Below are 19,623 nucleotides of genomic sequence, written 5' to 3' on the forward strand. Positions count from 1 at the left end.
TCCTCTTCATTTCGGTAGGTTCCCAGAAGCCCCATGCTGCGACTCGGCCCTTATTCCCTTCCGAATCCTTTTGTCCTCGCCCCCATGGCCGGGGTGTCCGAGATGCCCTTCCGGGTGCTCGCCTTCCGCATGGGCGCCGCCCTGTGCCCCACCGAGCTCGTCAGCTCCCAGGGGTTGATGCGGGCCAACCAGCGCACCCTCATGTACCTGCGCTTCGACGCGGAGGTGGAGAAGCCCTACTCGCTCCAGCTCTATGGAGGCGACCCGGAGGCCATGGGCCTCGCGGCCGCGGTCGGCAAGTCCCACGGGGCGCAGATGCTGGACATCAACATGGGCTGCCCGGTGAAGAAGGTGACGAAGAACGGGGCGGGCAGCGCGCTCTTGAGCGACCCGGAGCGCGCCGCCGCCATCGTCCGGGCGATGCGCGAGGCCTCGGGCCTGCCCGTCACCTGCAAGATTCGCTCGGGCTGGGACGCCAAGACGCGCAACTACCTCCAGATGGCCGCCGCGCTCCAGGAGGCCGGCTGCGCGGGGCTGGCCATCCACCCTCGCACCCGGGAGCAGGGCTACTCGGGGCAGGCGGACTGGAGCGTCATCACCGACTTGAAGCGCCACTTCCCGGAGCTGCCCCTGTTCGGCAACGGGGATGTGCGCACGCCCGAGGACGCGCGGCGCATGCTGGAGACGACCGGCTGCGACTACGTGATGATTGGCCGCGCGGCCCTGGGCAACCCGTGGATATTTCGCGAGCTCGCGGGTGGGGACGCACCTTCGCCCGAGGAGCGGTGCGCCCTGGTGCTGGAGCACTTCCACGCGCACCTGGCCTTCGTGGGGGACCCGCTCGGCGCCGTGCGCTCCTTCCGCCGACACCTGGGCTGGTACGCCCATGGCCTCGCGGGCGCCGCCGCCTTCCGTGCGCGCGCCAACACCCTGGATGCACCGGAAGCGGTGGCGGACGCCGTGCGCGCCTTCTTCTCCGCCGCCGACTCGGACCGCTCCGGGGACTCATCCGAGGAGCAGGACGTCGACTACCGCGCGGCGCTCGGTTGACGACTTCGCGCCCCACGGGTTCTCACCCGAGGGGCGCGGAAGTTCCTAAAGGGACGCACCGGGCGGCACGAGCACGCGGCCGGTGGCGACCGCGCGGAAGTAGTCGCAGGCGGGGGTGGGGCGCCGCTCCAGCGTGTCGAAGTCGACGTGGTAGAGGCCGAAGCGCGGGCCCCAGCCCTCCAGCCACTCGAAGTTGTCGAGCAGGCTCCAATAGAGGTAGCCGCGCACGTCCACGCCCTGGGCCCGGGCGGCCAGCACCTGGGAGAGGTGGGAGTGCAGGTAGTGGGGACGGCGGGCGCCCGCGCGGTCATCGATGCCGTTCTCCGTAATCCACACCGGCTTGCCGTAGCGCTTCACGTCGCGCAGCGTCTGGAGGAAGCCCTCGGGCCAGTCCTCCCAGCCGATGTCGGTGAGGCCCCGGCCCCGGGTGTCGCGGTACTTGAACTCGATGAAGGGCGGGCGCGGCACGAAGCGCAGGTGCGCGCGGCTGTAGTAGTTCACCCCGATGAACTCCACCGAGTCCCGGGCCTCGGGGATGTCGGCGCGGGTGGTGGCCACCCCGGGCATGTTCACCCGGAGCTTCCCCGTGGAGAGCGCCTCGTGGAAGGCGTGGTTGTAGGCGGGCGAGGCCAGCCGCACGAGGGCGCGGTCCAGCGGGTTCCACCAACGGTCCGGCGCGAAGGCGAGCATGTTCTGGGAGATGCCCAGCTCCACCCGGCCCAGGCGCTCCAGCAGCTCCCGCCTCGCCGCCGCGTGGGAGCGGACCATGTTCTCCAGCGCCCTCATGGTGAGCGCCCCGTCGGCGATGCCCGGGGGGATGGCGCCCTGCAGGTAGCCGCCCAAGAGCAGCACCATCGGCTCGTTGAAGGAGATGACGAGCGCGTCCAGGCCCTCCAGCAACGCGGCGCACCGGCGGGAATAGCGGCGGAAGACCTCCACGCTCTCGGGCGAGTGCCACGGCGTCTCCCGGTGGAACCATGTCGGATGGGTGAAGTGGTGGAGCGTCACCACCGGCCGCAGGCCCTGGGCCTTCATCTTCAGGAGCCGTTCCCGGTACGCCTCCAGCGCGGCCTCGTCGAACCTCCCGCGCTCCGGCTCGATTCGCGCCCACTCGAGGGAGATTCGGAAGGCGGTGGCGCCCACGGCGCGGGCCAGCGCGTAGTCCTCCTCGTAGCGGTGCCAGTGGTCCACCGCTCGCCCGCAACGGGCGTGGGGCTCCTTCAACTTTCCCGCGCGCTCCCACTCGGCCCAGTCGTTCTCGATGCCGCCCTCCACCTGGTACGCGGAGGTCGCGACGCCGAAGGTGAAGTCCGCGGGGAAGGTCATCTCGGAGGTCCTCATCGTGGCCGCGCACCGTAGACGCGACCCTCCATCGCGAAAAGTTCGGAGTGCCGCGAAGGCCAGTGCGCGGCAGCCGACAGTGCGCTCGCGAGGCGCGCGCCGCGAACGGCTCCGTCGCGTCCGGAGCCTAGAATTCGGCCTCGCGCGCGTTTTCGCGCGTCGCTTCGGAAGTGTCCTCGAAGCGCCTTTCGCGACCTCCGGCACCGCCCGATGCCGAAAAATCGGCCTCGCCGCGCGATGCAATACATCACCATGCGTTGACACACTGGTGTGTCGCCCGTACCATTCACTTCAAGCACTCACTCCATCAAAAGAAGAGTGCAGGCCCTCGGTTCACTGGGGCCAATTACATGGAGGGTTCTGATGGCCGCTAAGAAGAAGACCGCCGCGAAGAAGAAGACCGCCGCGAAGAAGACGACCACCCGCAAGACGGCTGGCAAGACCGCGAAGAAGGCGGCGGCGAAGAAGACGACTGCTCGTAAGGCCACCAAGAAGGCCCCTGCCCGCAAGCGCGCGAGCAAGGCCAAGACGGCGGCGGCCCCGGCGACCCCGGAGTCCTGAGCAGTAAAGCGTCATTCGCGGACGGTGTTTGACGTCCGGTGAACGGCTCGGCGAAATCCGCCGGGCCGTTTTTCTTTTGTCCGGACAGGAGGTTGCCCATGTCACTGCGTCCCTCGGAGCTGGAGCAGGTGGTGGCGGAGGTGGGGGCGAAGCTGACGGGAGCGGTGGCCCAGAAGGCCTGGTGCCCGCTGCCGAGGCTGGCCTACCTGGAGCTGCGAGTCCCCGGGCGCTCCATCCTTCTATGTCTGTGCGCCGAGGGAGAGCTGTCCCGGGTGGCCGTCGCCGAGACGCGCTTCCCCACACCGGGCGAACCCGCGCCCTTCCAGCGGTGGCTGCGGCACGAGCTGACTGGCGCGAAGCTCCTGGCGGCGCGTTTTCGCGACGCGGAGCGGGTGGTGGAGCTGGACTTCGAGCGCGAGGAGGTGCGCCGTCGTCTGGTGATGGAGCTGGGCTCCCCGGGTGGACTGCTCCTCTTGAGTGAGCAGGGGCGGGTGTTGATGCTGTCCGGCGAGGGCTTCGGTCCCCGGCGCAATCTCTACGCGGGCGCGGCGTGGACGCCTCCGGAGTCGCTGCCCCCGGACGCGCTGGCCAAGGCGCGCCTCGCGCCCTCGCGGCTGGTGCCCGCCGAGGGGGACACGCTTCCCTACTCCCACGCGGCGGAGCTGCTGCTCGGAGCCAAGGACCAGGCGAGCCGCGCGGAGTCCATCCGCCGCCGACTGGCGCAGCCGTACCGCGCTCGCCTCAAGCGCTCCTCGCGCACCCTGGAGAAGGTGAGGGCGGAGGCGGGGCGCGGGCCGGACGCGGAGAAGCATCGTCGGATGGGGGAGCTGCTCGCGCAGAACCTCTTCCGCCTCAAGCGGGGCGCCACTGAGGTCACGCTCACTGAGTACACCGAGGCCGGCGCGGAGGAGGTCCAGGTGAAGCTGGACCCGAAGCGCACGCCCAAGGAGGAGGCGGACTGGAACTTCCACCAGTACCGCCGGCTGCTGCGAGGCGTGGAGCAGGCGCGCCACCGCGAGGCGGAGCTGGCGCGGGAAGTGGCTCACGCCCAGTTGTCGCTGGAGCAGGTGGAGCGGATGGACGAGGCGATGTTGCTCGCGCAGGCGCAGGTGCTGCACGTGCCCGTGGGCGGGGAGGCCACCCCGGAGGGCAAGCCCTTCAAGGAGTACGTGGGCCACGCGGGCTCGCGCATCTGGGTGGGGCGGGGTTCGGAGGACAACGACACGCTCACCTTCAAGGTGGCCCGGCCCTGGTACCTGTGGTTCCACGCGCGCGGAGTGCCGGGCAGTCACGTGGTGCTTCCCCTGGAGAAGGGGCAGGAGCCCACGCAGGAGGTGCTCCTGGACGCGGCGCACCTGGCGCTGCACCACTCGGGGGCGAAGGGCGAGCCGCGTGGCGAGGTGAGCTACGTGCAGGCGAAGTTCGTGCGGAAGGTGAAGGGTGGGGCGCCGGGGCAGGTGACGTACACGCGCGAGAAGACCTTCGTGGTGCGCATGGAGGCGGAGCGGCTGGAGCGACTGCTCAAGTCCCGTCACACCGAGTTGCCCGCTCCGTGACGAAACTTCCCCCCGGAGTGTGAACCTCAGCGCGGAGGGGTGGGGCGCGGTTGACGGGCTGACGGAGAGCAGGCGGGCAAAGGCCGGCGGCCTTGAGTCCGGGAGGTTGCCGGGTACGATGCGCGCCGAGTGACCTCCGAGTTTTTCCGTCAGATGTCCCTGTTTCCACGCGGCCTCTCCGCGGCCAGTCGGGCCACGGCGGCGGTCGCGGAGCCTCGTGCCCTGGAAAAGGAGGTCGCGGAGGTTGTTCCGCGGCTCGAGCCCGTTCCGCAGCTCCGGCCGCCTCCGCCCCGGCATCGGGCTCCGGAGGAAGCACCGCGCATGCTCACGGTTCCCTCTCCCCGTGAGGAGATGTGGACCCGCGCGGAGTCCCTGGCCTGGAGGCTGAGCGCGGAGCTGGGGATGCCGGTGAAGCTGGCGGTGACGGACAACCGCTCCACCATGGTGTCCTTCCGTCGAGGGGGCAACGCGCTCCAACTGCGGCTGCACCACATGTTCCTGGACGCGCCGGAGTCCATCGTCCGCGCGGTGGCGGACTACGCGGGCCGGGGACACCGGACGGCGGGCGTGCTCCTGGACGAGTACATCCGGGGACAGCAGCCGCGAATCCGCCAGGTGCGTCGTGAATCCGACGCGGACCTCAACCCGTTGGGGCGCTGTTTCGACCTGACGGCGCTTTACAACAACGTCAACGCCACTTTTTTCGAGAACGTCATCCAGGCGCGCATCGGCTGGGGACGGATGCCTCCGAGGCGTCGGCGCAAGTCCATCCGCCTGGGCGTGTACGACCATCAGACGCGGGAGATTCGCATCCATCCCGCGCTGGACAGGCCCGAGGTGCCGGCCTTCTTCGTGGAGTTCATCGTCTACCACGAGATGCTGCATCAGCTCTTCCCGAGCACGGGGCGAGGCGGGCGTCGGGTCCACCACCCGCGCGCCTTCCGGGAGCGCGAGCGCACGTACCCTCACTACGCGGCGGCGCTGCGCTGGGAGCGGGAGAATCTGGGCGTGTTGTTGCGCGGTTGATGGCTCCGTTGCTCGCTGGCTCATTTACCGTTTTACCGAGCGAAGCAACGCGTGGTGCGTGCTTGACGCGTTCGTGAGGGGCACCCATCCTCCCGAGCCATATGCGACGAGCGAAGATTGTCTGCACCCTCGGGCCCGCGAGTCAGAGCCAGGAGATGTTGGAGGCGCTGCTGGAGAACGGCATGGACGTCGCGAGATTGAACTTCTCGCACGGCAGCCATGAGCAGCACGCGGAGAACATCGCCAAGCTGCGCGCGGCCTCGCTGAAGGTGCGCAAGGCGGTGGGAATCCTCGGTGACTTGCAGGGCCCGAAGATTCGCACGGGCCGCTTCACCAAGGGCAGCACGGACCTGAAGGAAGGCGGCATCTTCCACATCACCACGGACGAGACGGTGCCGGGCACGGACGAAATCGTGTCCACCACGTACCCGTTCCTGGCGGCGGACGTGAATCCGGGCGACCGCATCCTGTTGGACGACGGCTTGCTGGAGCTGAAGGTCCTGCACACGGACAAGCAGAAGCTCATCAAGACGGAAGTCATCCACGGCGGCGCGCTGAAGAACAACAAGGGCATCAACCTGCCCGGTGTGGCGGTGCGCGCGGATGCGCTGACGCCGAAGGACCGCGAGGACCTGGTCTTCGGCATCAAGGCGGGCGTGGACTTCATCGCGCTGTCCTTCGTGCGGCAGCCGTCGGACCTGGACGCGGCTCGGCAGGCGATGGCGGAGGTGGGCCGGACGGTGCCCATCATCGCGAAGCTGGAGAAGCCGGAGGCGATTGCCCGGCTGGACGCCATCCTGGACAAGACGGACGGCGTCATGGTGGCGCGAGGCGACTTGGGCGTGGAGATTCCGCCCGAGGAAGTCCCGGCCGTCCAGAAGGACATCATCCGGCGTTCGAACCTGCGCGGCCTGCCGGTCATCGTGGCGACGCAGATGTTGAACTCGATGATCGACAACCCGCGGCCCACGCGCGCCGAGGCGAGCGACGTGGCCAACGCCGTGTTCGACGGCGCGGACGCGGTGATGCTCTCGGGCGAGACGGCGAGCGGCAAGTTCCCCATCGAGTCCGTGCAGATGATGGAGCGCATCATCCTGGCGGCGGAGTCCTCGCAGCGGGTGCAGCCGGTGTTGCGCAACATCGACGCGCCGCTGGGGTTGCCCACGCACTTCCCGGATGTGATTGCGCGCGTGGCGTGCGAGGCGGCGAAGGCGAGTGGCGCGTCGCTGATTGCCGCGTTCACGCTGTCTGGCGTGACGGCGCGGTTGTTGTCGCACTACCGGCCGTCGGTGCCGATTGTGGCCTTCAGTCCGAACCAGGAAGTCCGTCGTCGGCTGGCGCTCCTGTGGGGCGTGGTGCCGCGAGTGCTGGAGCCCATCCAGGACACCGAGGCGATGGTGCGCCGCGTGGGTGAGGAGCTGGTGGCGCGGGGCCTGGGTCGCAAGGGCGACCGCATCGTCATCGTGTACGGCGCGCCGGTGGGACAGCCCGGGAAGATCAACAGCCTGCGGCTGCACACCATCGAAGGCTGAGTCGACGTCGAATCGAAGGCTTGGGCCTGAGTCTCATCGAAGCACCGTGAGGGGAGGCCCGTGGTCGGGGCTTCCCCTTCGTGCATCATTGGGCCGCTACTTCGGCGCGTTGGGCAGCGCGCGGCGGGGAATCTCCGCGTCCACGAAGATGTGGAACAGCTCCTTGTCCAACTGCCCGTTGTCGGCCTCGCGCTTGAGGATGTCGAGCGCGAGGGTATGGGGCACGGCCTTCTTGTAGGGCCGGTCGCTGGCGGTGAGCGCGTCGTAGATGTCGGAGATGGACATCATCCGCGACTGGACGGGGATGGTGCGCTCGGGGATGGCGCGCGGGTAGCCGGTGCCGTCGAGCTTCTCGTGGTGCGCGTAGGCGATTTCGGGCACGCGGCGCAGGGCGCGCGTCCACGGAATCTGGGTGAGGAAGCGGTAGGTGTGCTCGACGTGGCTCTCGATTTCGCGGCGCTCCTCGGAGGAGAGGGTGCCTCGGGTGATGGAGAGCGATTGGATTTCGCGAGGCAGCAGCAGCGGCTGCGTCTTGCCGTCGGCGTCCTCGAACTGGAGGTGTCCCAGCTCGTTCAGGCGCTCGAACCCGCCCTGTGCGAGCACCGTGGGACGGTTGCAGGTGAGGACGAAGTCGAACACCTCGTGCAGGTGCTTCAGCTCGGTGCCGAGTCGCTCGGTCTCCTCGGCCTCGATTTCCGCCAGGTGCTTGTCGCCGCGGTGCTTCACGGCCTCGAAGCGGCGGCGGTAGCTCTGGAGCTGGAGGTCCTTGCGCGCGAGCTGGAAGCGGGCGCGAAGTCCCTCGAGCTCATGCGGGTAGAGCTTCTCCGCCTTGACGAGCACGTTCTCCCGCACGCCCACCTTGCCGAAGTCATGGAGCAGCGAGGCGTAGCGAATCTCCTGAATCTCCGTGGAGGAGAAGTGCGTCCGGGCATAGGGGCCGGTGGACAGGTGCTCCAGGGCCTGGGCCAGGGTCACGGTGAGGTCGGCGACGCGACCCGAATGACCGGCCGTCGTCGGGTCCCGCGCTTCGATGGCGACGACAGAGGCGGAGACGAAGCCCTCGAAGAGGCGGTTGATCTCCTCGTGGAGCAGGGCGTTCTCAATCGCGCCGGCGGCCTGGGCGCCCAGGGCGAGCAACAGCTCCTCATCCTCGGAGTTGAAGCCCTGGCCATCGAGCCTGTTGAGGGCCTGGATGACGCCGGTGACTTCTCCGTTGGCGTCGCGCATGGGGACGCAGAGGATGGTCTTCGTCTGGTAGCCGCTGGAGACGTCGAACGAGCGGTTGAAGCGGGTGTCGGCGTAGGCGTCTGGGATGTTGATGATGGCGCCGGTGTGAGCCACCTGTCCGGCGATGCCGCTGCCCACGGGGAGCCGGATTTCGCTCTTCGAGCCCTGGGCCACCTTGCTCCACAGCTCATTGCGCTCGCGGTCCAGGATGAAGAGCGAGCAGCGGTCCGCCTCCACCACCTTGGTGGCCTCGAAGAGGATGAGCGGGAGCAGCAGGTCCAAATCCCTCTCGGCGCTCATGGCCTTGGCGACGTCCAGGATGGACGTGAGCTTCGCCAGTCGTCGATTGAGGTCGGGGAGTGGCTGCGGAACGGCGGGAGAGCGTGAGAGCACCGAGCGGCTCCGGGCGACGTGGCCTGCGGCCGTGCAGGACGTCGAGGTTGTAACATGCCCAGCCAGGTGACTGCCTTCAGGCCCGACCTGCTCGGTTTCCTGCTTTCGAGTGGACGTCCGGGAATTCAGCCCGTGCCGGAGGGAGTGGGAAGCGGGTATGTAGCGCCCCCATGAGCCGTCGCCCTGTGCGCATTGCCCCCTCGCTCCTGTCCTCTGACTTTGGTCGCCTGGCCGAGGAGGTCCGCGACATCGAAGCCGCGGGAGCGGACCTGATTCACGTCGATGTGATGGATGGCCGGTTCGTGCCGAACATCACGATTGGGCCGGTGGTGGTGGAGGCCATCAAGCGAGCGGCCACGAAGCCGCTGGACGTACATTTGATGATTGTGGAGCCGGAGAAGTACGTGGAGGCCTTCGTGAAGGCGGGGGCGGACGTGCTGACGGTGCACGTGGAGGCGAGCCCTCATCTGCACCGCACCCTGCAACAGATTCGTCAGGCGGGGGCGAAGGCGTCGGTGGTGTTGAACCCGAGCACGCCGCTGTCGGCGATTGAAGAGGTGCTGGGGGACGTGGACATGGTGTTGCTGATGAGCGTGAACCCGGGTTTTGGCGGGCAGGGCTTCATCGAGGCGACGGTGGACAAGGTGCGCCGGCTGCGAGCGATGTTCGACGCGCGTGGCTTGGACACGGACATCGAGGTGGACGGGGGCATCAACGCCGACACGGCGAAGCGCGTCGTCGCGGCGGGGGCGACGGTGCTGGTGGCGGGCAGCTACGTCTTCGGGGCGAAGGACCGGGCGGCGGCCATCCGTTCACTGCGCTCGTAGGCGGGCTTCAGGCGCGGGTGCGAGCGACGGTGCTGGCGAGCCGGGCGACGCGGGTCATGAAGGTGGGGTCGAAGGGCTTCACCTCGTAGTCGTCCGCGCCGAGCTCGAAGCAGACGTGGCGGGTGAACTGGTCCTCGACGCCGCTGAGGATGATGACCTTGCAGTCGCGGGTGGACGGGTCCTGCTTGAGCTGGGCGAGCAGGTCGCGGCCGTCCTGGTGCTGGTTGATGTCCAGGATGATGACGGCGGGGCGGTGGAGGCGGGCCAGCTCCAGGACGCGCTCAGACGTCGTGTCCGAGATGCACGTCAAGCCGGACCGCTTCGCCTCCCGGGCGAGGGCCGACACGATGAGCGGTTCATCATCGGAGATGAGGACGACGGGGGGCATTTTCGATTCGAGCTGCACGGCCCACTGCCTTTTTCGGCCCGGAGAATCCGTGAATATATCCGGAAGTACCGGAATGTCGGGGAGTTTAAAAGGGGGGAGGGTGGGAGAAGGGGCGAGTGAGGGTCTTCAGGGACTCGTGGAGGGGGCGGGCGAGGGGGCGGGGAACGAAAAGGTGATCCGAGGACGTTGACTCAGCCGAGGGGCACGGGTATTACCGCCCGCACTTTTCGCCGGTCCCGAGGAAGACCACCGGCGGACGGACGTATCGGGGAGTGGCTCAGCCTGGTAGAGCACTTGGTTCGGGACCAAGGGGTCGCAGGTTCAAATCCTGTCTCCCCGACCATTTTTGACGGGCTGGAGATCTTCACGGATCTCCAGCCCGTTTCCGTTTCAGGCGGTCATGTTCATCTGCCGGGGCCGTTGACCCTTGGGCCAGGTGACGGGCCCTCCCTCAGAGGGGGGGCGAGGGTACCTGCCCCCGCTCGGGTGGTACTCTCAAGGCGTTCGAGGGCCACGCCAATGCCTGTCGCCAAGATGACGGATGCCTCCCCGCTGACGGACCCCAAAGGGGCGACCGCCCCCCACCTGAAGGGCATCTCGGGACGCGCAAACACGACCCAGCCCCTCACCGATCGGTCCTACAAAATCCTCCGGGAGCGGCTCGAAAAGCAGGAGCAGCTCTCCCTCGAGGAGCCCATCCAGAACGGAATCCCCAAGCTGGGCTTGCTGCTGGACCGCGCGAAGCTCCCGAGGGCCATTGGCGTGAAGATGGCGGACCTGACCGAGTCCTACAGCCAGCAGATGTGGGCGTTGGTCGAGGCCGCGCTCTCCGTCGAGCGGGACGAGGACGAGCCGTTCGGCCCGGAACTCGAGGGCGTGCTTGAGAAGAGCCGTGTCACCGCGCGGCGGTTCCAGGATGCCCTGGATGAAATCGAACGGTGCTTCGGCTTTCTCCGCAGGGAGAGCTCCGAGGCCATCCGGAACGCGGCGGCGGCCATCTTCGGCATGAACACCGACCCCGAGACCAAGCTCCAACTGATGAACGTGCTGTTCGACCGCTACGACGTCGCGTACAGCCACACCATCGAGGACGACGAGGTCTCCGAGTATTTCTCTACGCTCACGCCCCGACAGACCCTCCTCCCTTTGCTGAAAGGGTCGAATGTCTACAGGAACAAGCAGAACACCTTCGCCCATCTGCTGGCGGTTTCGACCCAGAAAAACAACTCCGATGAGCGCATGACCTGGGCGAAGACTGCTCAGGGCACCACCATCGAAATGAAGTACCAGGTCCCGCCGAAGTTCGACACCAGCGTCTTCAGCGACCATGCGGGCTTCGTCTCCAAATTCTCATGCCAGGGGGCCCCGCCCCTCTTCATCTATTACCACTCGCTGGAGCACGGGCATCAGCACACCAACACCCGGACCGCGTGGAACTATGGCTCCCAGTCGAGCCTCAATTTCTTCAAGCAGGGCTCGGGGAAGTTCGACCCCGAGAAGTCCTCCAAGCTCGCCGTGCATGACCATCGTGAGGCCTTCCTTGACAGCCTCCATCAGGAACTCGATTTCCTGCTCGGCATCGCCCGGAACGAGCAGGCCAATGTCCTGGTCGTCGTAGGAGAGTGCTCGCTCGCCATCCACAAGGGCATCCTCGAGAGCATCCTGTATCGTGTCCAGAACGACCTGGACCTCAATGACATCCACAGTGTCTCCGCGGACTCGGTGAACGTGTATGGCGCGAAGACGCAGGCCCCGGACTTCGACTTGAGATTCGAGAACGCCAGCAAGTCCGAGTACAAGGGCGGGAAGCTTGTCGCCGGCATGGGCGTCCACGCCTTGACGGGGTACCTGTTTCTGAACACCAGCAACCCATCCCCCGGCATTGAAATCGAAGCCTCGTTGCTGACCCTCGCGGATGGCACCCGACAGAATCTGCTCACGTTGAAATACGGGCCCAACGATGAGTTGCACGCCATGACGCACCTCCTCAACGGCAAGGAGGACGCGCTCGCCGGGGAGCTGAAACGCAGCGGCTATGTGACGGTGGGCGGGGATTTGAACAACCTGACCCTCGGCACGGAGTTGGTAGAGACTTGCGACAGGGAGGGCCGTCGCTTGAGCATGGGCAGCAACTCCACCGCCACGGAGATGTACGACAAGATCGTGGTCCTCTGACTCGACGGTTGCCGAGCAGGCGGGTTGAGGGAGTCCTCCGCGAAATCAGACCGCCTGGATGATGGGCGCGGTCGGGGCCCGTTCACCACCGTGTCGGTGGTGCTGTGAACCCAGCTCGTCCAATGGTCCAGTCCATGGGCATGAGCGGGCTGAAGCTCAAGGGCATGGTGGAGCAGGTCAAGAGCTCGGCGAAGGACCTTCATGCGGGGACTGTCACGAAGCTTCGTCGTCGAGCACCAGACTGTCGCGCCTGGCACGGGTCTGGGCGAGGCGGAGGACGCCCCCGACCTGCTCGCGGAGTTCATGCGGCCCAAGGCCCAGGAGAAACATGCCGCCTCCACGAGCAGTGGCAGCTCGAGTTCGAACACGAACACGTGAGTTGGGCGCTCGGGCCTTCGTCACGTTCATAGGACTTCGCCGCTGTCGAATCCATCCCCGGCCGGCACCTCTCTCGTAATCAGTGGTCCGAAGGATCCAGGCAGGTCACTCCCAAACCTCAGGCGCTGCCGAACGCCGTCTGGATAAACGACCCCGCGCGGCTCTCCACCTCTCAACAGACCGCGCAGTAATCTCACGGATGCACTGTCTCATCCGCGTTGACAGGTTCCGCTTTCGCGGAGCAACTCAGGGCTTCTCTGTCACGTGTGTGACGTCCAGATAGTTAGTGTCTGGTGCACGAACCCTGAGGCTGCTTTGCCAAACCATCATCAGCTTCATCTCCTCAGGTTCGATGATGACGGTAGCCAGGGATGAGGTGTGCTCTTCGATACGTCTCCCGAAGTGGGTCTTGAAGCCGAGACTGACGCTTGGCAGCTCGAACCTCAACACGGAGTGGGGAGTGAGGTGAACGAGTTCGACTCTCTGTTCGCCTCGAAGTGGCTGCTTCGGCCGCTGATCCGTCGGCGAGCAGAGTGCAAAACATTCATCGTAGTCGAGCGGCAGCAGGGGTTTTTGAGCCTGTTCCCATTTCACATCGTACGTGCCAGCCAGTTCCCGCCTGGGGGTCCACGAGCGGTCGATGGCTCCGAATCCGGCAGGGACCGAATGCCGCTCATCAGGGTACTCCACGGCGTGAGCCGGCTGATTCTCCAGCATCGCTGAGTTCGATGCGACGCCTCTGCCCACTGGGTTTCGAGCCTCGATACAGTGCTTGTGTGGGTCGGGGTGAGAGGTATCCGTCCCACCAAAGGCCCACTCGTAGAGAATCGCCTGACGGGTAAACGGCAGGGGCTTGGAGGTGGTCATGCCCATGAACCCCCGGTAATAGGCTCGTGGTCCGTGGACGAGGAGGACCTTCCGCAGGTCGCCCACACGCAGTGAGACGGGGATGCTCGGCACCGGCTTTCTCTGTGGGGTATGGGCAAAGCCGTTGAGAACAAGGTCTGTGGCGGGCTTGATTGCAAGCAGGTCTGAATCGAACCGCAAGCTCGAACGCCCTGGCTCACCGTGGTACTCGGGCGCAAGCAGCGGCGGTGGCTGCTCATCGGCGAGCAGCAACTGTCCCGAGGGCAAGATGTCGAACGTGGCTTTCACCGCGACCAGCCAGTGATGCACGCCAAACTTGTCCCGCAGCCAGTTGCGTCCCGTGCTGTAGGGAGTGTCGTTCTTGATGACCCACATGGATGACTCAGCTGCTGTTCAAGGGACTCGATGCCCAAAGAAGTATCTCTTCCCCAATTCGAACTTCTCGAACTCCTGATGTTGCCGCAGCTTGTTGAGGACGGAGGAGATCTTCGGCATCACCGGCTCACAGTTATCGTCAAGGCAGCCGACGTAGGGTGTTCCTGTCATGCCCTCGAGAATGCTGAACAACGTCTCGATTCTTCCGCCGCGCAGTTCGGGTTCCTCTTCCGCGCAGAGCCGAGCGATGGCTTCCGCCGCCTTGGCGGGACCCAGCGGTTCGCCGTTGAGGAAGAACTGCTCATGCCCATATCGGGTGCGAAGCTCGCCCACCGTTTCTTCGACCCGACGGACATACGTGGCATCATCGAGCTTGCTTTCAACGAACTCCAAATCATCCGTATCCGCCTCGAGAACGTCGCTCACGTTATCCATGACACGGTCTCGCTCACCAGGAGGAGCCTTGCTTAGGTGCCGCGCCAGGGCGACAGCCAACGACAAATCACCCGTGAGCCGCGTCGCGGCATAAGCTTCGATGCGGGTATCGTAATCGGCATGCTCGTAGACGCCCGCGAGTCTTCCCAGGATTGAAGACGGAGCCGTCAGTGCGAAGATTCTCACCGCGCAGTCTCGCAAGTGCCAGTCGTCTGCGACCTGAATGATTTCGAGCAACCGCTCGGCATGCGCGAAATCGCCAGCTTGTGCATGAAGTGCCACGGACGCAGCTCGCTCCCAGGGATTGCTGCTGGTGAGGGCCGCGGGAGAGCGCAGGCTGTCCGGGGGGCGTAGCGCGAATGCCATGCCTTGACTGCAGCGCATCCAGTCGGGACTGATATAGATGGGTCGCTGACTCGAAGAGGGTCGGCTCATGTAAAGGGTATTCACGCGTTACGGGAAATGGCGCGGTTCACCACGTCTTGAATCTGAGTATCGACTGCATCTACCTGGCTCTTCTCAGGTTCTTTGTCCGGTTTGAGTACGAGGTCCTGGTGAATCGGACAGCCCCCGGCCTTGATTGGGTGTGGGTGATGGTACTCGCCCTTCATCTCGGCTTTCTTCTTCTTTTTTTCGTACTTGTCGCGAGCGTCTCTCTTATCGCGTTCGGAGCGAACCTTGAATCTCCCATTCTTGGGAGGTAACATCGCGACCAGGTCGGGATTCGCCAGACTGATTTTGTCCAGCTCGGCCCTCTCATCCGCTGAAAAGAACTCTTCGTAAGGCTTGGCATCGGACTTCGTCTTTCCGGAGGAGACCTTGCAATTCGGGCACTTTTCGGGGGCTCCGACATCGGGGATGCTCGTCATCTGTATGAGGCCCGTCATCGTCGCTGAGTTCGCGGGACTCCCCGACGGGCCACAGTTGTTGAGCATCTGGTCGCCGAGCAACTGGACGTTCTTTCCTTCGATGTGTACGTCCATCGAGCCCGGGCCGATGAACCGGGTAGGGCCTTCAGCATTCATCGAGGTGATTCCGCCGCCCGTCCCTTTGCTGGCGATGTCTCCGGACGAGCCAAAACTCGCGCCCTGAATCGCGACGGCCTTGCCCTCGATTGTGACCGTTTTTGAGTAGCCTTTGGGCGAACTCCCGCTGTCCCCGATGTTGGGAAGCGGCGTTGGCACGAATGGTGCGGGCGGCCCCGGCATCTTGCATACGTTGGGGAGTGTGGCGGCTGCGACACCCTTGCTGCCCTCGGTAACGGGCGTTTTAGGCGGGTTGATGCCGACGGTTCCCATGGGGATTACACGCCTTTCTCCTGTTGAAGAATCGCGGCTCCCCGAAGCCTGGAAATCGAGCTGCCAACCACGAGTGCCCTTGGACCCCGTGCATACAGGCGCCGCCAGGATTGTACCGCGAGGACGCAGTTCAACGCCGCGGTCGCGGCTCCCACGTCTCCCCACGAGCGGACCGCGCTGGTGTATGCGGAGGCATCTCGAAGTGCTCGTGACTGCCGCAGTGCTACGAATCCCCATTCATCGCTGCGATATCGCTCACCATTGATGTCGCAGTAGATGTCATCCAGGCACTCGCCAGGAATGACCAGCCCTTGGGACGCGCGCGCAAGGGCCTTGCTCAATGCCTCGCCCAATGCACCTTCGTCGCTGTCCATGGGTCGTGCTTCATGCTCAGTCGCGACACTCCGGAGGGTCGCGAGAGAAGGTAGTCGCAGTTTGGTCCGGGCAGTTTGGGTGGTTAGCGCAATCATTCCAGCAGCTTCGCCTGGAATGAATCCGTCACGAGTCCCCCGGCGCGCGACTTTCCTGCCCTCTTCGAGCCATTCGAGGGTCTCTGCCTCAAGGTAGCTGTCCACTCCACCCACAATGCATAGATCACACATCCGCTTGGACATTCGCTCCGTGGCCAGTTCGAGCGCACGGAGAGCCCCTGCATGCCCTTCAAGAAGGACTTCAACATCAAGGCGTGCCTTGCCTCGAAGCGCGATCCGCTGAATCGCTGCTGAGACGGATTCCGCATCGCCACTTTCGAAGCCTGGGCGAGGTTCGGGCAATGCCAGATAAACAGGAACGACCGTGTCGAGCGAAGCCTCCCGCTGGAGTTTCTCAAGGACTTCCCCGAGGGACGACACCGCCAGTGCGGCCAGGCGCTCTGCCCCGCGTACGGAGAATTCCAGCAGCGGATCTCTCGCGCAAGCTAAAGGCCTTCCGGCGCCATCCATCAGGATGGGATGCTCGGCGATGCGGCTGATTCGAGCACGAACAGCGGCCGCTGCACTCTCCGCGCTGGCGCCGACAGGCGTGCGAGCTCCGGTGGCCGCGATTTTGACGTCGATGCCCATGGGCCTCCTGCCGAGCAACTACGAAGTCAATGATAGGCGGGTTGTTGTCCCTTCTGAGGTGTCGTCACCAGTTCCTGGTGCCGCGTATTGACTTGTGAGCATTGCTCCTCTTCCGTCCTTACCCAATGGGGGCTTGCCCCCGGCCAGTCCAGCGACAGTTGAGGCTGGGCAGGGCCGAGGGCCATCATGGGGCCCGCGACGAGTACCGCATCTGGAGCGGCCCGCTCTGCGCGGTGGCCTTCGTGCAGTCCTGTCGGACCTCGGAGGACGGCCCGTCTTTTCGGCTCGGCCAGCACTGCCGATTCTAGAGACAACCTCGATGGCCCGTGGCGCCGGCGCTCTACAGCTTGCAGGTCGTGAGAGCGTAGTTGTAGGGCGTTCCGCAGACTCCTGCGTTGGTGTACGAGGCAGTCGGGCGATATCCGGGAGGGCAGTCGGTTCCGCATGACTGAACCGTTGAGCCGGAAACGATGTTGCAGCTCGTGAGCGTATAGTCGAAGGAGGTCGAACAGACTCCCGCAGTGGAATAGGCGGCCTTGGGATAGTACCCAGCCGGACAGCCAACACCGCATGAGTTGAACGATGAGCCAGAGACGGTTTTGCACGTCGTCAGTGTGGTGTCATACGGAGTCCCGCAGATGGCCCCCGTGGTGTAGGATTCGGATGGGTAGTATCCAGACGGACAGCTCGTTCCGCATGAGTTGAACGATGAGCCTGAGACGGTTTTGCACGTCGTCCGGGTGTAGTTGAATGCAGCGCCACAGGCCGCGACGTTGGTATATGCGGCCGACGGATAGTACCCATCCGGGCAGCCCACTCCGCACTGATTGATGGTGAGCGCACTCTCAGCCGAGCCGAGCGGTGCGTCGGCTAACTCCTCGTGCCCCAGGTCGGGACTGCCACAGCCAATGGCAGTTGAGACGGAGATGGCGAGGAGGAGGAGGAACGGGTTGGCGGAGGTTCGGTTCTTCGAGGATGGCATGGGATGGATGTCGGGGAGTGAGTGAATGTGCTGCAGATGCAGTGCCTACTCTATCAGGCTATTGAAGCAATCGCGGATGGAGCCAGAGATACCACCCGCCATCGCTTGCAACCTCGACACCCCGCGCGTCCCATCCTGAATTCAGACGCGCGCCGTTTCACGTGAAGGCGTGGCCTCACCCGCCATAGGGCGCGGTGAACTCACCCCAGCGGTTGTTGGGTTGCAGGCCCGTGCCGGGATTCTCCCGGCGATTGGCCTCGGTGCGCAGCTCCCGGGCCGCCGCGGCCAGCGCCTCGATGGACCTCACCCGCGCGTTGATGTCCGCGTCCTCCGCGCCCTCCAGCCTGAGAATCCAGGTCCGCATGAAGCGGACGGCGTAGAGCACCTCGGTGCGGTCGAAAACCTCACCCGTCCGCGTCAGGTCCTCCTCCACGAGATAGATGAACATCCGGGCGAAGTTGGCGAACATCCGGTCATGGACCGGACGTCTGCGATTGCCCGAGGGCGGCGGGCTGAAGTTGTCGCGCAATTGCTTGAAGCTGAAGGTGCGCACGCTGGCCAGCTTCCCCGTCCCGGCCCGGAAGCCCTCCGCCTCCATCCACCCCTGGGCGGACGACTTCTCCACGGCCATCTTCGCGAAGACGAAGGCGTGGTGGACGTCATAGAAGGGCAGCAGCACCGACTCCAGGTAGTCACCGATGAAGGTGGCGAAGCTGTCTCCCTCGTAGAGCAGCGCGGGGTCCCTGAGGAAGGACATCACGAACCACGTCTGCTGGAAGACCTGGCTCTGCTTGATTCGAGCCTCGGTGTAGGACGGCGTGTCGTGGATGGTCTGGTCGATGATGGGCGGCAGCAACGTGCAGGGATGGTTGGTGGCGTTGCAGGCCGTCTGCGCGGGGCGGGCCAGCGGCTGGATGCGCAGGTGGTCTCCGGTCTCCCAGATGGGATTGCGGGCGATGACCTTCTCCAGGTGGTCGGGGATTCGGGGCGTCCCGCCGCTCGAGTCCACATCCACCAGGAAGTCCGGGTGGCGGTGGGTGCCGTGCCGCAGCATGTGCTGGAACACCTGGAGGGAGCGGTACTTCAGCCGCATCCACTCGCAGGCGCGTGGGTAGTCCTCCAGCCGCGCGCCGCCGAGGTCCGGATTGCACTCCGTCAGGTCCTTCGCGGCGTCGTAGTAGCCCCAGAGGTTCTGGTCCGTGGGCTGGCTCAGGTAGGCGTCCACCCGCTGATACCACTCCTCACGCACGGCGGCGCGAGGGCTCGAGGCGAGGTCGGGGAACCACTCGAAGACGGAGCGGTGCTCGTTTCCATGGAAGCCATCCTCGGCGAGATGGTCGAAGGGCAGCCCCAGCCGCAGGTGGCGCAGGTCGATGGCGTGCAGCTCGTCATAGGCCTGCCGTGCCTTGGCCAGCGAGTCGATGCGCCCGGTAGCCCACAGCAGCTGCCGGTCACCCACGAGGTGGTCCATGAAGGCCTCGTCGCGCTCGCTCTGCGCGGCCGAGTCGTGAACGGGGAGGCCCGGCGTCCGGGCGGCGAAGGGCTCATAGGCGGGCTGGAGCGGCCGGAAGCGCGCCGGATGGAGCAGGCGCGTCATCCCGTGTCGCTGCCGCACCACCCGGACCAGCTCGATGATGGCGCTGGCCCGGGCCTCGTCGACGTGTGTCACCGCTCGGCGGCGGAGGTCCGCGTCCGTGTAGCCCACGCGCGCCAGCTCGATGGCGTCCGGGCTGTGGCAGCCAGCACACGCGCCTCGCGTGCCCTCGTAGCGCCAGGCGTTGAGCCCCGCCGAATAGCGCGCCGCCAGCTCCTCCTCGGTGAGCGCGTTCGCTGGGACGTAGGGCGTGCCGCACCGGGCATCGGTGCCAGGGGGCTCCGGGCAGAGCAGGGACTCCGGATAGGCGACGGCCTCCGGGACGGGATCCACCGAGGGGGGCGGAGGGAGGGGGATCTCCTTCTCCTCGGACGGCGGAGACACCGGCGGGCCAGCGTCACTACAGGCAGCGAGGACGACCAGCAGTCCCACCGCGAAGAGCCACCTCGCCGCCTCGCATCGGGATGCACTGCGGGAGTGGCTGTTTTTGACGGAGGGCATGGCTTCATTCCACCATGCCCCGGGGACTCCGCGTCAATTCATTGAAGTTCGAAACC

At 65.7% G+C, this 19,623-nt stretch carries 16 protein-coding genes and 1 tRNA gene; 9 read left to right on the plus strand and 8 right to left on the minus strand.

Annotated features, from left to right (window positions below):
• Positions 1-33: 33 nt before the first annotated feature.
• Positions 34-1,050: a tRNA dihydrouridine synthase DusB gene (gene dusB, locus HUA76_RS13950; protein ID WP_174457967.1), complete on the plus strand. Its 1,017-nt coding sequence runs from the start codon at positions 34-36 to the stop codon at positions 1,048-1,050.
• Positions 1,051-1,095: 45 nt separating this feature from the next.
• Here dusB and HUA76_RS13955 read toward each other — a convergent pair whose 3' ends face one another.
• Positions 1,096-2,391, minus strand: coding sequence for a glycoside hydrolase family 1 protein (locus tag HUA76_RS13955; protein ID WP_141646083.1), 1,296 nt, complete (start codon positions 2,389-2,391; stop codon positions 1,096-1,098).
• 363 nt (positions 2,392-2,754) lie between these two features.
• Here HUA76_RS13955 and HUA76_RS13960 point away from each other — a divergent pair, with 363 nt between their 5' ends.
• The 4 genes from HUA76_RS13960 (at position 2,755) to pyk (ending at position 7,066) form a co-directional block, all read left to right on the plus strand.
• Positions 2,755-2,952, plus strand: coding sequence for an excinuclease ABC subunit A (locus tag HUA76_RS13960; protein ID WP_141646082.1), 198 nt, complete (start codon positions 2,755-2,757; stop codon positions 2,950-2,952).
• 98 nt (positions 2,953-3,050) lie between these two features.
• A complete protein-coding gene (locus HUA76_RS13965) occupies positions 3,051-4,508 on the plus strand; it encodes an NFACT RNA binding domain-containing protein (RefSeq protein WP_174457969.1) in 1,458 nt (485 codons plus the stop codon).
• Positions 4,509-4,661: 153 nt separating this feature from the next.
• Positions 4,662-5,534 carry a hypothetical protein gene (locus HUA76_RS13970; RefSeq protein WP_141646080.1) on the plus strand — a complete coding sequence of 291 codons (873 nt, stop codon included), beginning with the start codon at positions 4,662-4,664 and terminating at the stop codon, positions 5,532-5,534.
• A 101-nt stretch (positions 5,535-5,635) separates the two neighbouring features.
• Positions 5,636-7,066: a pyruvate kinase gene (gene pyk, locus HUA76_RS13975; protein WP_141646079.1), complete on the plus strand. Its 1,431-nt coding sequence runs from the start codon at positions 5,636-5,638 to the stop codon at positions 7,064-7,066.
• A 96-nt stretch (positions 7,067-7,162) separates the two neighbouring features.
• On the opposite strand, the gene HUA76_RS13980 is transcribed toward pyk, so the two are convergent.
• Positions 7,163-8,686 carry a GAF and HD-GYP domain-containing protein gene (locus HUA76_RS13980; RefSeq protein WP_371745513.1) on the minus strand — a complete coding sequence of 508 codons (1,524 nt, stop codon included), beginning with the start codon at positions 8,684-8,686 and terminating at the stop codon, positions 7,163-7,165.
• Between the two features lie 170 nt (positions 8,687-8,856).
• Between HUA76_RS13980 and rpe the strand changes: the two genes are divergently transcribed.
• On the plus strand, positions 8,857-9,513 hold the full coding sequence (gene rpe / locus HUA76_RS13985) for a ribulose-phosphate 3-epimerase (RefSeq protein WP_141646078.1): 657 nt from the start codon (positions 8,857-8,859) through the stop codon (positions 9,511-9,513).
• A 7-nt stretch (positions 9,514-9,520) separates the two neighbouring features.
• On the opposite strand, the gene HUA76_RS13990 is transcribed toward rpe, so the two are convergent.
• Positions 9,521-9,901: a two-component system response regulator gene (locus HUA76_RS13990; protein ID WP_141646077.1), complete on the minus strand. Its 381-nt coding sequence runs from the start codon at positions 9,899-9,901 to the stop codon at positions 9,521-9,523.
• A 266-nt stretch (positions 9,902-10,167) separates the two neighbouring features.
• Between HUA76_RS13990 and HUA76_RS13995 the strand changes: the two genes are divergently transcribed.
• The 3 genes from HUA76_RS13995 to HUA76_RS14005 all read left to right on the plus strand — a co-directional run bounded on the left by HUA76_RS13995 (position 10,168) and on the right by HUA76_RS14005 (position 12,454).
• Positions 10,168-10,244, plus strand: a tRNA-Pro gene (locus HUA76_RS13995).
• A gap of 176 nt (positions 10,245-10,420) precedes the next feature.
• Positions 10,421-12,076, plus strand: coding sequence for a hypothetical protein (locus HUA76_RS14000; protein WP_174461106.1), 1,656 nt, complete (start codon positions 10,421-10,423; stop codon positions 12,074-12,076).
• Positions 12,077-12,277: 201 nt separating this feature from the next.
• The gene (locus HUA76_RS14005) at positions 12,278-12,454 is read left to right on the plus strand and encodes a hypothetical protein (protein ID WP_174461107.1); all 177 of its coding nucleotides are present in this window, start codon (positions 12,278-12,280) and stop codon (positions 12,452-12,454) included.
• A 246-nt stretch (positions 12,455-12,700) separates the two neighbouring features.
• Here HUA76_RS14005 and HUA76_RS14010 read toward each other — a convergent pair whose 3' ends face one another.
• The 5 genes from HUA76_RS14010 to HUA76_RS14030 all read right to left on the minus strand — a co-directional run bounded on the left by HUA76_RS14010 (position 12,701) and on the right by HUA76_RS14030 (position 19,567).
• Positions 12,701-13,696 (minus strand): DUF2169 domain-containing protein, encoded by a 996-nt coding sequence (locus tag HUA76_RS14010; protein ID WP_174461108.1) that lies wholly within the window; start codon positions 13,694-13,696, stop codon positions 12,701-12,703.
• An 18-nt stretch (positions 13,697-13,714) separates the two neighbouring features.
• On the minus strand, positions 13,715-14,497 hold the full coding sequence (locus tag HUA76_RS14015) for a hypothetical protein (RefSeq protein WP_174461109.1): 783 nt from the start codon (positions 14,495-14,497) through the stop codon (positions 13,715-13,717).
• A gap of 80 nt (positions 14,498-14,577) precedes the next feature.
• Positions 14,578-15,429: a PAAR-like domain-containing protein gene (locus HUA76_RS14020; RefSeq protein WP_174461110.1), complete on the minus strand. Its 852-nt coding sequence runs from the start codon at positions 15,427-15,429 to the stop codon at positions 14,578-14,580.
• A 5-nt stretch (positions 15,430-15,434) separates the two neighbouring features.
• The gene (locus HUA76_RS14025; protein WP_174461111.1) at positions 15,435-16,490 is read right to left on the minus strand and encodes a beta-ketoacyl synthase N-terminal-like domain-containing protein; all 1,056 of its coding nucleotides are present in this window, start codon (positions 16,488-16,490) and stop codon (positions 15,435-15,437) included.
• A 1,157-nt stretch (positions 16,491-17,647) separates the two neighbouring features.
• The gene (locus tag HUA76_RS14030; RefSeq protein WP_174461112.1) at positions 17,648-19,567 is read right to left on the minus strand and encodes a hypothetical protein; all 1,920 of its coding nucleotides are present in this window, start codon (positions 19,565-19,567) and stop codon (positions 17,648-17,650) included.
• Positions 19,568-19,623 lie beyond the last annotated feature (56 nt).

The organism is Myxococcus sp. CA056 (assembly GCF_013336715.1).
GTDB classification, from domain to species: Bacteria; Myxococcota; Myxococcia; order Myxococcales; family Myxococcaceae; genus Myxococcus; species Myxococcus llanfairpwllgwyngyllgogerychwyrndrobwllllantysiliogogogochensis.

Bases quoted from the DNA above. Each gene is read 5' to 3' on its own strand.
- HUA76_RS13990 (WP_141646077.1), bottom strand. From the start codon at position 9,901: ATGCCCCCCGTCGTCCTCATCTCCGATGATGAACCGCTCATCGTGTCG.
- HUA76_RS14025 (WP_174461111.1), bottom strand. From the start codon at position 16,490: ATGGGCATCGACGTCAAAATCGCGGCCACCGGAGCTCGCACGCCTGTC.
- HUA76_RS13970 (WP_141646080.1), top strand. From the start codon at position 4,662: ATGTCCCTGTTTCCACGCGGCCTCTCCGCGGCCAGTCGGGCCACGGCG.
- pyk (WP_141646079.1), top strand. From the start codon at position 5,636: ATGCGACGAGCGAAGATTGTCTGCACCCTCGGGCCCGCGAGTCAGAGC.
- HUA76_RS13965 (WP_174457969.1), top strand. From the start codon at position 3,051: ATGTCACTGCGTCCCTCGGAGCTGGAGCAGGTGGTGGCGGAGGTGGGG.
- rpe (WP_141646078.1), top strand. From the start codon at position 8,857: ATGAGCCGTCGCCCTGTGCGCATTGCCCCCTCGCTCCTGTCCTCTGAC.
- dusB (WP_174457967.1), top strand. From the start codon at position 34: ATGCTGCGACTCGGCCCTTATTCCCTTCCGAATCCTTTTGTCCTCGCC.
- HUA76_RS14020 (WP_174461110.1), bottom strand. From the start codon at position 15,429: ATGGGAACCGTCGGCATCAACCCGCCTAAAACGCCCGTTACCGAGGGC.
- HUA76_RS14000 (WP_174461106.1), top strand. From the start codon at position 10,421: ATGCCTGTCGCCAAGATGACGGATGCCTCCCCGCTGACGGACCCCAAA.
- HUA76_RS14005 (WP_174461107.1), top strand. From the start codon at position 12,278: ATGCGGGGACTGTCACGAAGCTTCGTCGTCGAGCACCAGACTGTCGCG.
- HUA76_RS14030 (WP_174461112.1), bottom strand. From the start codon at position 19,567: ATGCCCTCCGTCAAAAACAGCCACTCCCGCAGTGCATCCCGATGCGAG.
- HUA76_RS13955 (WP_141646083.1), bottom strand. From the start codon at position 2,391: ATGAGGACCTCCGAGATGACCTTCCCCGCGGACTTCACCTTCGGCGTC.
- HUA76_RS13960 (WP_141646082.1), top strand. From the start codon at position 2,755: ATGGCCGCTAAGAAGAAGACCGCCGCGAAGAAGAAGACCGCCGCGAAG.
- HUA76_RS14010 (WP_174461108.1), bottom strand. From the start codon at position 13,696: ATGTGGGTCATCAAGAACGACACTCCCTACAGCACGGGACGCAACTGG.
- HUA76_RS14015 (WP_174461109.1), bottom strand. From the start codon at position 14,497: ATGGCATTCGCGCTACGCCCCCCGGACAGCCTGCGCTCTCCCGCGGCC.